The following is an 11193-nucleotide window of genomic DNA, read 5'->3' as shown; positions in this document are numbered from 1 at the left end:
ATGTTCGCCGCTTTACCCATGCCTGGGAGAGAACGGCGAGCATGGAGCTACGTGTTGGCAACGAGGAGGCGATCGATGCCTATGTAGCGCATGAGAGGATCAAAGAGGGAGAGCGCGAGGAGTTGCTCGAGGCACTCTATCAGGCCTGGAGAAGCGACGTCATGACAGGCAAGGACTCGCTCATGATCGCAGGGGATTCAGACACGGTTACCGAGTTGAACAACCGAGCCCGAGCAGACAGGGTGGCTACAGGTGAGGTAGCAGAGTCGGGGTTGAGCTTGGTCGATGGAACTATCGCTGGGGTTGGTGATGAGGTCGTGACCCGAGAGAACAGTCGCCTACTCACTACCGGCAAGGGGTGGGTGAAGAACGGTGATCGTTGGCAGGTTGTAGCGACCAGTAACGACGGCACTATGACCATCAGGCGCCTTGGAGGAAGAGGCGAAGTCGTATTACCGTCTGACTATGTGGCCGAACATGTCGAGCTGGCCTATGCCACGACTGCGTATCGTGCACAGGGACGAACTCTCGATACCGCCCATGCGATGATCACCAGTACAACTCCACGAGAGGTTCTCTACGTCGCAGCCACAAGAGGGAGAGAGGCCAACCTCCTCTATGTCGATACCCACTATGACCCAGATCCCGCGACCGCACACGAGGGGACAACCGAAGTGCAATCTGCTCGCCAGATCCTTGTCACCTGTCTTGCCAACCAAGGATCAGAGCTGGGAGCCCATGAGATGATCCGGAGAGAACACGAAGATGCAGAGGGGATCATCCGGCTCCATGGGGAGTATGAGACCATCGCAAGACTCGCCGAGGAGGAGCGATGGAACGAGTTACTTGCGCGCTCGGGTCTAACGGAGAAACATCTAGAACAGATTCGAGAGAGCTCCGCATATGGACCGCTGCTCTCAGCGCTTCGAGGTGCAAAGGCACGTGGGATTGACATCGACGATGACTTTAGAACACTCGTCACAGCACGCCAACTCGATGATGCCGATGATCTAGCGGCGGTGTTAGCTAACCGAGTGGCGACTTGGACAAAGAAGCATGGCAGCAGGCGGATCGGGTCAACAAACCTCATCGCAGGACTCATCCCAAGAGCAACCGAGGTAACTGATCCAGATCTTGGTCAAGCCCTCATCGAGCGCGAGCATGCCATCGAGCAACGTGCGACCGCACTTGCTGAGCGGGCAATAGAGGAGCGGGCCAAGTGGGTACAACTACTCGGACAGATGCCATCAGATCCAACACGCCAAGCAGCGTGGGTGGTAAACGTCGCGACCGTTGCAGCCTATCGAGAGCGGTGGAACATCGCCGGTAACACGGTCATTGGCAATGAGGAATGTGTCGATAGCATTGAACAACTTGGGCAGTGGAGAAGGGCTAGCTCTGCAGCGAGGGCTGCTATCAGGCTCGGTTGTGGCGAGATTGTCAATGACACATCTGACCACCCCAGTGTCGTCAATCAGGTAGTTGAAGTATCAGTTACGAGGGTGGCGGGTCGATAGTTCACGCGCTCTAGCTTGACGAGTTGCAGGGGGAACCTGACCTCGCGCATCCGGCGGGCGAGGATGAGAAGGGCGAGTTACCGACCAGGACTGGTCACCAAAAGGGGAGGAGAGGTAGGGTTAGGAGTGGTGCTCGATGGCCGCATGAATGCTCCTCGCCTCAGACCGCCCGAAAATTTGCGGTTTAGACGTCCGAAACGAGCGAAATTTGCCACCCAGATTGCCAGGAAGACTTGATCGCAGTCTCCGTTACCTCAGCAATGTTGTCCTACAGAAATATTCTGATGACCTCGTTAATCTGGGGGAGAGAACCAACAAGGGACGTGCACGGCACTAGTAGATGGGCGGTGCAGGACGGAGGAGTGATGGAGCGGCGACTGTTATCATCGGGAGCTAAATGGGAACCCGTGGTGGGCTACTCTAGGGCTGTAAAAGTCGGAAGTTGGATTATGGTCGCAGGTACGACAGCTGCCATTGAGGGTGGAGTGGTCGGCGGGAACGATATCGGCGAACAAACCCGCGAGGTGCTACGTCGAATCACTGTCGCTCTAGATGAACTGGGAGCAGGGGTGGAACATGTCGTCCGTACTCGCATCTATGTGACGGATATCTCCCGCTGGCAGGAAGTCGGTTATGCCCATGGCGAAGTGTTCAGCGCTATCCGGCCGGCCTCTTCGATGATAGAAGTGAGCAGCCTCATCGACCCGGCTCTGCTGGTAGAAATTGAGGCAGACGCCATCGTGCCTTAGAGCTATGGTTCTAGGCGTGAAGCTGAGCTAGCGCGGGGGTAGGACCGCCCCCGTTAGCCGCCAAAAAACAAAAAAGCAGAAGGTCGTACTATGACTGGTGTTTTGTCGCCGTGCCGGTGATCATTCCTCGCAAGCATAGGCACTCATTGCGGTTCATCCCTTCGGCGACGGTAGATTCGCATGCAGAGTAAATTTCGTAATCGAATGAGGCCAGCCCTGCTGGTAAGGTCTAGATCTGAGAGAAGGAGCTAACGTGGACGAACCAATCTTCATCATTGGATCAGACGGCAAGCTCACCTCGGTGCAGAAGAATAGCTACGATCGAGAGGCTGAACTCCAACAACTCATCAACGATCATCCAGAACTCATCCCTGGCATGGGTGATATCGGCGAAGGTGGATCCATCCGTTGGCTCTTGGTCCAACGAGAAGCGGGGATACCGAGAGAGGATGGAGGCTCAGATTGGTGGTCCATCGACCATATCCTCGTCGATCAATTCGCAACCCCAACGTTTGTCGAGGTAAAGCGAGCAAGTGATACCAGGGTTCGTCGTGAGGTCGTGGCTCAGATGCTCGACTACGTTGCTAATGCCACCCTTTATTGGCAACCCGGCACCCTTGAGGGGTGGTTCAACTCCCAGGATGAGGACTCCGACCAGAGGCTGTTAGAGTTCTTAGACGATGCTGAACTCAGCCCAGAGAACTTCTGGTCAAGAGTCGATGAGAACCTCCGGGCAGGTCGAGTGCGGTGTGTCTTTGTTGCAGACTCCATTCCAGATTCACTGATCCGCCTCGTCGAGTTCTTGAACGAACACCTCCGACTCACCGAGGTCTACGCCGTTGAGTTGCCCCAGTACGTGAGTGCCGATCAACTCCCCGGAGTAAGGGTCATCGTTCCGAAACTCATCGGCAATACCACCCGTGCTATTGCGAACAAGAGTGAAGTGCCATCGGCTCCAAAGCGTCAGTGGGATGAGGAGAGTTTCTTTGCCGACCTTGGTGAACGCAGCGATCCCGCCTGCGTTGCGCTCTGCCGCGAGATCCTTGAGTGGACACGAGTCCAGGGTGTCCGAGTGACATATGGGAACGGCAAAGTATATGGTTCGATGTTCCTAGCAGCCGGTCCACACCCGGATGCCTACGTCTTTGCATCGCTGTGGTCGTCGGGGCATCTTGAGGTCGACCTCCAGTACGTTAGGCGCTCCCCATCTTTCCGGGAAGACGAGATTCGGCGAGAGGTGATCCGTAAATTCAATCAGATCCCGGGCGTCTCAATTGACGAAGCCAGGCATAGTCTGCGTCCGAATCTTCGGCTAGCTTTGTTCGTCGACGACCCTGCGCGACGGGATCTCTTTGCAATCTTGTCCTGGATGGCAGAGCGGCTGAGATCTGATCTCACCGAATGATTGGTCCACGGGGTAACAGACAGCGTCAGCCAAACTGGTCAAGGGAAATGCTGGCACAAACCTTTGGATAACCCAAGTTCGACAGTAGCATCTGGATCAAGTGATTGAACTCTTCTCCTAAAGCTCGGTGGCACCACATCGAAGAATCAGAGCAACCACTACCCATCTTCCAGCACTCCACATGTCCGCCTCGCACAAATTCGATCGAAACAGTTGATTTCGTGGGAAATTCACTAAATGTCGGGTTAAACTCGGAATCCATAGGCTGACAATTGGGTATCGGCCGCCATATCGGACAATGTTTCGCACTTCGACGGTCGGGAAAAGGGGGGTAGTATGTACTCAGTAGAGATCAGTCGCGCCAATCCAACGTGCTTCGTCTTCCTGCTCGACCAATCGGGCTCGATGCACGACCATATTGGGAGTGGGGAGGGGCAGCGCAAATGCGACGTTGTGGCGGATGCTTTGAATCGTCTTCTGTCGGAACTAAGCATAAAATGTGCGAAGGAGGAAGGCGTGCGCGACTACTTCCACGTTGGTGTTATTGGCTACGGGGCTAATGTTGCCCCTGCCTTATCCGGCGCCCTCGCGGGTCGCGAACTTGTCCCTTTAAGCGAGATAGCGGCGTCTCCGGCTCGACTCGAGACTCGCTCAAAGAAAGTTCCAGATGGCGCTGGAGGACTTGTCGACCAAGAGGTAAAGTTTCCTGTATGGGTTGATCCTATTGCCAATGGCGGGACGCCGATGTCATCCGCGCTGGCGCGGGCCCAATCGATTGTATCGACATGGTTGATCGATCATCCCGGGTGTTTCCCACCAGTAGTGCTGAACCTTACAGATGGCGAATCAACCGATGGGGACCCGAGCTTTGCCGCGGACGGGATCCGACAGCTCTCGAGCGTGGACGGGCCAGTACTTCTCTTCAACCTGCACGTCTCTTCTGACTCAAGTGCGGCGATCAGTTTTCCGGACAATGAAGCTACCCTAGTGAACCAGTATGCCAAAGCCCTTTTTAACTTGTCGAGCATTCTGCCGACCGGAATGCGGACTTACACTCAGCAACTGGGCATCCCAGTTTCTGAAGGCACTCGGGGTTTCGTATTCAACGCCGACGTCACATCCGTAGTCCAATTCCTAGATATTGGAACACGAGCCTCTGATCTACGCTGAGGCGACGAGATGCTCGCCAATCTTGCGATCTTTGCGGCTCCCAAACGGGGATGCTCGATGGAGGAGTATGAGGATGCGCACTGGGTGGACCCGAACGGCTCAGAGGAAATCGCAAGCCAATCTCTTCGTGTCGTGGTGGCAGACGGTGCTAGCGAATCGCTGTTGGCGGGCCGCTGGGCGAAGAGGCTATCTTCGGCAATTGGAACAGCATCTCGCACCACCGGTACCAGACGGGGCTTTATCGCGGCTTACCAGGTGGCCGTCACCCAGTGGGCGGTGGACGTGGCTTGCTATGTAGCCGAACGCGAAGCTCGGGATGCCCCGATCCAATGGTTCGAAGAACCCGGGCTCGAAAAAGGTGCTCATGCGGCGATAATCGTGGTAGATTTCCTTGACGGCAAAGGCAACACCCCACCACGGTGGCGAGCAGTGGCCGTTGGCGACTGTTGTTTGTTCCAAGTGCGCGACGATAAACTTCACACAAGCTTTCCATTGCAAGATGAAAACGCATTTTCCTATCAGCCGCCGTTGCTTTCCAGCCGAGGAGCCGAATATTCCATCGTCAGTCGGCATGCGACCTTGACTTCGGGCACATGGCAGCATGACGACAGCTTCTATGTCGTTACCGATGCGCTTGCGGCATGGTTCCTTCGCAGTGCGCATGCTGGCACCAGACCCTGGGTTCCTCTCAGAGATCTCGACACCTCCGACTTCGAAATGAACTTCGAATCTTGGGTAGCATCTCAACGAGATAACGGTACTTTGCGCGATGATGACACCACGCTCGTTCGGGTCGACCTTTACTGAGTCGATATCAGTGACACCAATCTATCCAACAGGCGGCCAGTATCGAGAAGCGATTCAGAACCCTGCAGCCTGCTTTAAGGATCCTGACTTAGCCAACGGCAAGCCAAAATCCGACCCTCTTGGTTTGCCTAAGCCGATCAGCGGCAATTTTGCGAGCGTGTTCACTATCGATGGTGCCGATGGAAAACGATGGGCAGTGAAATGCTTTACCCGGTACCCTACCGATCAACACACTCGATACAAAGAAATTAGTCAGACATTAAGCGCGATAAACAGGCCGTGGCGTGTGCCATTCGACTATATAACTGAGGGCATTCTGTGCCTAGGTAAATGGTATCCAATTCTTAAGATGGAATGGGTCGATGCTAAGGGATTAATTCCATACATCGAGGCACATTTATGGCAGCCATCCGTCCTGGCTGAGCTGGCTAACGAATTCGCACAAATGATCAAAGACATGGGGGCCTGCGGGATTGCCCATGGAGACCTCCAGCACGGGAACCTCCTGGTAACACCCAATGGTGAGCTGAAACTCATCGATTATGACGGCATGTACGTCGCTGGACTGGACCGACTCGGCGCGAGTGAGATCGGACACACAAACTATCAATCTCCTACTCGCTCTATGGAAAACTGGGGTCCTGATTTAGACCGATTTTCCTCTTGGGTCATCTACGGGTCGCTCGTAGCAATCACAATCGATCCGATACTATGGACACTCTTGCATAGTGAAGGCGATGAAGCTCTCCTTTTCCGCAAGGACGACTTCCTGCCTCCACAAAATTCCCGTGCCCTGGTGCTGCTCTCTCAGAGTCCTGATGAACGCCTCAGGCATCTAAGCAAAGCATTGGCTCCGTTCTGGACAAATGACCTCACTAGCATTCCGGCTCTAGACACAATGGCTGTTCCAGCACCAAACTCGGAACGTCCCCTCTCTACTAGCCATAAAGCAGACAGTTCCAAGGTAGAGGGCGCTAGGAACGACGTCTCGAAAGCAATCTCTGACTGGTTGACCTCATTAGACTCCGCGTCGCTTGGTGCAACAGAGTCACCAAACGACTCAACCTGGATCCTAGAGCAACTTCCACCAATTGAGCGACTCCCCTTCGAACCCTCCCATCAAACCCTTCGGATATTCGGCGCGACCATCCTGCTCGCTCTTGTCGCTCTTGTCGCTCTTGGTGCAGGCGCCATTATTACCGTTACCGATGCCGTAATCGGCGGAGCCTGTCTAGCCACGCTCCTTTTTGCAATTAGTGGTGTGTTGTACTATAGAACGGCTGAAGCACAAGGCAAGCGAGACAGTCGAACGCAGCTAGCACGGCGAAACTTAGCGGTTAACAGCGCGAGACGATTAGCTTCCAAGTCTGAGAAAGATCGGCGTGCTATCGACCAACGCGAAAGGCAGGCTATTGCCAAGATCGACAAGCGTGCAAAAGATGCGTATGCAACTGAGCAAAAGCAGTTAGCGGCTGCGGAGACAAAGGCGAAGCAACAACTGTCCAATATCAGCACGCAGGTGCAGTCCCTTCAGTCATCAGAATCCGTCGAGTTTGGCAAGGAACTCCAGATACTACAAAATCAGCATGTTGCAGCCAAGCTTCGGATTGCCTCCATCCAGTCGGCCACGATGCCAGGCATTGGACAGCTCCTGAAACTAGAACTCGAAGCACATGGCATCATGACGGCAGCTGATTTTACAGGCATCTCAATTGGCACGGATTCGAAGGCGTTTATCAACTTGCGCAATGGGCATCGAGTGCATCCAAACGGCATAGGCGAGATCAAGGCACTAACGCTTGACGCTTGGCGTCGCGATGTTGAGGAAAGTGCTCGCAGGACACAGCCCACAATCTTGCCACAGATGCAGGCACAGGCGATCAGGCTTAAGTACGCTCAAAAACGACAGTCACTTGCCGAGGCTGAGAGGAAAGTACGAGCAGAAGCCATGAGTCAACAACATCAACTTCGCGAATCGTGGGCTGCGACCCATCTAGCAATCGGGGTCGAACTCACCGAAACTCGTGACCGGTTTCTACGGGAATGCGCCCAAGCAGATCTGAGGCTCAGTCGAGACCGACAAAACGCTCGGGACGCAACATGGCAACAAGTAAAGGCCGAGTGGGACCACGGTAGATATCGCGAAGTAACCTACCGGAGGTACTGCATCTGCATTGCACGAGGTTAAATCTGTGGCGCCGTGGTTCACGGACTTAATCATGGAGTCCGGGCTGTTTCCACCACGGTTGGCTTTGAGCAGACGGAGCCGGTGTCGAATTGTTTGGGATAGATTTCGGCACGTTAGTAGAACTTTGCCCCGTAGTCAGGCCGGCCCCCTTGCGACGATTGCAAGGTCCACAAAGCACCTGCAGGTTATCAACTACTGAAGAACCTCCAAGGGCAATCGGAATGACGTGATCAAATTGAAGTTCAACTCCCGACCCGCAGCTGCGACATCGCCCGCCATCGCGAGCCCAAACGTATTGCTTCACATCATCAGGGATGGCACCTCGTGGCGATGGTTGAGGGGTGGAGCCTACCGCGACGGTAGCTTGAGCGATAGCGATCCGCTGCTGCTCTCGCTGTCGACGCGTGATCAAGAGTGCATAAATCTCGCTCTGAGATAGACCATCGTTGTCCCAATAGAATCGGTGCTGGAACCACCAATAGTTACGCTCCCCAACGCGTCCCACGGCCACAGGCGTAGTTTCCTCATCCGAGACCATCACCTGAAACTCATCTCTACCGATTCTTGCAATAGGATATGTTTGCTTCCCGATAATTAGCGTCAACCAGCCTCGTCCGGTAAAGAAACCAGCTCGATGAATGACTTCGACGTTCTCGGCCCTTCGTAACACGCTCCTCAGTTTACCAACCACCGAGATGCCATGACAACGTATTTCTAGATACGAACACATCGCTTATGTCGGTTCAGGGTTGTCTATATGAGCAGACACGTGTCGCAGAAGCACGAATAGATGAACCGTAAACCCCACCATCAGCACCCTGTCCAAAACACATGGATAAGGAGTGGCGAGCTCAATGCGATCCATCTGATATTTGCGAACATCGACCCAATAGTTATGAGAGGAAAATTCATTTTCGGCTAGGAGGTCACGCCAGAGCCATCGTAACCCGCATGGATAATGAGAGGTATCGAGCGGTGGTGGTCGACGGAGATCAGAATGCAACACTCCGAGTCTTCCTTGCTAGCTATGCGACGCCATCCCAGCAGGAAAGCCGACTAGGGGCAACTGCTCCGTCAGATCGATCACCAGCGGATGGATTTTGAAACCATGCTTGCAAATCAAATTTTCAATACATATCACCAGAGTTTGTCCACATGCCAAGTGATAACCGTTGCAAACTGATCAACGGTAATCATTCACTCACCTACGCAAAGCTTTACATTAACAGCTCCTCTAGGCACCCATTCCGATAACAAGTCGTATGCGACGGCTGAAAGAGAGGCGACCCTCACGTCGCCACTATGACTTCGATCCTAGACTCGGATCCAACACCCCAGCCAGGCGATCCACCGCAGCCCTTAGAGCCTCGTGCCCAAGGTGTGCATAGACCTCATCGGTGATCCGGGTGGAGCTGTGGCCAAGCACGCGGGAAACCTCGGGTAGTGGGGTTCCAGCCGCCAGCATCAAGGAGGCAGCAGCGTGGCGAAGCTCATGGACATGGCGTTTACCAAGGCCAGCTCGTGCTGCAAAGGCTTGAAAGGCATGTGAGGTGTTATCCGGGTCAAGCGGACGACCAAAGTGTGAGGTGAACAGATATTCGCTCGCTGGGGTAAAGCCCAATTCTGTCAGCTTCTCATGCTCTTGGCGTTGGATTAGTCGATGCTCTTGGAGTGCGCTAACGAGAAAGGCAGGAAGGGGTACGGTACGAGTCGAGCGAGCGGTCTTGGTTGGTCCCTCGATCACCTTGGCACCCGACTTCACTCGCGCACGCGAGATGGTAAGCGTCTTTGATATGAGATCAAGATCGCTCCATCGCAAAGCCAACGCCTCACCACGGCGCAGACCCAAAGCAAGAAGTACGAGCCAGAGGACACCGAGGCGGTCCTCCTTGGCGGCACTCAGGAGTCGTCTCGCCTCCTCAACACTGAGAGCCTCAGGCTCTCGTCGTTCTAACTTGATCGGTCTCGCATGATCACAGGGGTTTGCCGGGATCAGACGCCAACCAACGGCTGCCTTGCAGGCTTGGGAGAGTACGACCCGGATGAGACGACGTGAACGAGGTGACAGACCTGACTCTGCGAGTTGATCCACGAAGCGATCGACCATCGCCGGGGTGAGCCTTTCGACCCGGAGAGATCCCAACCTCTTGGTGATATGCCTTGTGGCCCACTCGTACTGTACTAAGGTGGAGTCAGCGATATCGCCTTCATGGGTTGTGAGCCATCGGGTAAGCAACATGTCAATAGTCGTTGTTGCATTCTCGGTGACACCGGCATCACGTATTCCGCGAAACTTCGCCAGTGCAGCTTCTGCCTCTGCCTTGGTGCGACATCGCTTCGATCGGGTGATGACTTTACCGTCGGGTCCGGTCCACTTCAAGAGGGCACGCCATTGGTCGCCATAGCGATAGATGCTGCCTTGGCCAAGCGTTCTTCGACCTCGCATTCTTTCACCCCAGCCGGTTGCCTATCCGGTTGCCTATGGGGTCATGGACGCGGCCTGGGGTGACTTACCCCAAAATGCATAATCCCAGGTCATATGCACTGTGTTGGACTCAATGAGACACTATAAACCCTACTTTGCGGAACTGGCAGTCAAGAGGTTCGTGGGTTCGAGTCCCATCACCTCCACCACAATCCCGCAGGTTATGGCCACTATTTGATGGCAAGAAGCCCCGAGTAAAGTTTGAGCGGTCGCCTAGGATAGCTGCACGTCGAATCGCCATACACATTCGCACACTTTCGGCCAGAGCACGAATAAACGCCACGCGACGCCCTCAACCTCTCTCCTTGTGCCTCTTCTGATTCATTATTGATATGTGGATAGCCAAGCCCACGGAACCCTGGCGCCGTCCATGCTTATCAAATGGGAAACGGAACACAATGTTCCTGCCTGCCTGAGTCCCGCTTTATAGGTCGTGAGACGATCCAAGCGAATGTGATCGATTGTTTCATGTCGAGTGGACTATCGACGACTGACCAGCAAGCCTTGGAGGACAGCGACACTGCGTGCATTTTTGCATGTCCGCCAAGGATCTTCAACGGAGTCTTAGCCGAGCTCGTTAAAGAGGGACTTCGGATTTAAGTGGGGAATTTAGTCGGGTGTAGCCACACCAGCTAGGGGTGAGTTTGGGAGGGTCACAGGGGCTCTGCCAGAATGGGATTAGCAACAACTCATCACTGGAGGACCCCTGTGGAACAAAATCCTATCCGAATTGCAGAGATCTTGCTCGGTCTAAAGGATGTCAATTTGATTGGTGTCGAGGATCTGGGTAACGAAGATTCAAAGACACCCCTTCGGGTCCATATCGAGTGTCTGGGTGAGCGGCCAAAATGCCCAGTCTGTAATGGGATGAG

At 54.3% G+C, this 11193-nt stretch carries 8 protein-coding genes; 6 read left to right on the top strand and 2 right to left on the bottom strand.

Annotation, left to right across the window (positions count from 1 at the left end):
• The 6 genes from M7439_RS01200 to M7439_RS01175 form a co-directional block, all read left to right on the top strand.
• On the top strand, nucleotides 1-1517 hold a 1517-nt coding region (locus tag M7439_RS01200; protein WP_308464346.1), incomplete at its 5' end, for a hypothetical protein.
• 365 nt (nucleotides 1518-1882) lie between these two features.
• On the top strand, nucleotides 1883-2266 hold the full coding sequence (locus tag M7439_RS01195) for a RidA family protein (protein WP_367184960.1): 384 nt from the start codon (nucleotides 1883-1885) through the stop codon (nucleotides 2264-2266).
• A gap of 253 nt (nucleotides 2267-2519) precedes the next feature.
• The gene (locus M7439_RS01190; RefSeq protein ID WP_276969970.1) at nucleotides 2520-3671 is read left to right on the top strand and encodes a hypothetical protein; all 1152 of its coding nucleotides are present in this window, start codon (nucleotides 2520-2522) and stop codon (nucleotides 3669-3671) included.
• Nucleotides 3672-4187: 516 nt separating this feature from the next.
• On the top strand, nucleotides 4188-4841 hold the full coding sequence (locus M7439_RS01185) for a hypothetical protein (protein WP_298341989.1): 654 nt from the start codon (nucleotides 4188-4190) through the stop codon (nucleotides 4839-4841).
• A gap of 9 nt (nucleotides 4842-4850) precedes the next feature.
• Entirely contained in the window at nucleotides 4851-5648 is a 798-nt protein-coding gene (locus M7439_RS01180) for a hypothetical protein (RefSeq protein ID WP_276942251.1), read from the top strand.
• Nucleotides 5649-5658: 10 nt separating this feature from the next.
• A complete protein-coding gene (locus M7439_RS01175) occupies nucleotides 5659-7836 on the top strand; it encodes a hypothetical protein (protein WP_276969972.1) in 2178 nt (725 codons plus the stop codon).
• Between the two features lie 25 nt (nucleotides 7837-7861).
• Here the strand turns inward: M7439_RS01175 and M7439_RS12910 are convergent, their stop codons facing one another.
• Nucleotides 7862-8374, bottom strand: a complete 513-nt coding sequence (locus M7439_RS12910; protein WP_367184959.1) for an HNH endonuclease — start codon at nucleotides 8372-8374, stop codon at nucleotides 7862-7864.
• Between the two features lie 762 nt (nucleotides 8375-9136).
• Nucleotides 9137-10282, bottom strand: coding sequence for a tyrosine-type recombinase/integrase (locus tag M7439_RS01170; RefSeq protein WP_298341974.1), 1146 nt, complete (start codon nucleotides 10280-10282; stop codon nucleotides 9137-9139).
• Nucleotides 10283-11193: the final 911 nt, after the last annotated feature.

This window comes from Ferrimicrobium sp., from assembly GCF_027319265.1.
Lineage (GTDB): Bacteria > Actinomycetota > Acidimicrobiia > Acidimicrobiales > Acidimicrobiaceae > Ferrimicrobium.
The sequence above is the reverse complement of the archived record's forward strand: the minus strand, read 5'-3'. Positions and strand labels throughout refer to the sequence as shown.

Excerpts from the sequence above, each read along its gene's own strand:
- M7439_RS12910 (WP_367184959.1), bottom strand. The coding sequence starts at position 8,374 with ATGGTCTCGGATGAGGAAACTACGCCTGTGGCCGTGGGACGCGTTGGG.
- M7439_RS01195 (WP_367184960.1), top strand. The coding sequence starts at position 1,883 with ATGGAGCGGCGACTGTTATCATCGGGAGCTAAATGGGAACCCGTGGTG.
- M7439_RS01170 (WP_298341974.1), bottom strand. The coding sequence starts at position 10,282 with ATGCGAGGTCGAAGAACGCTTGGCCAAGGCAGCATCTATCGCTATGGC.
- M7439_RS01180 (WP_276942251.1), top strand. The coding sequence starts at position 4,851 with ATGCTCGCCAATCTTGCGATCTTTGCGGCTCCCAAACGGGGATGCTCG.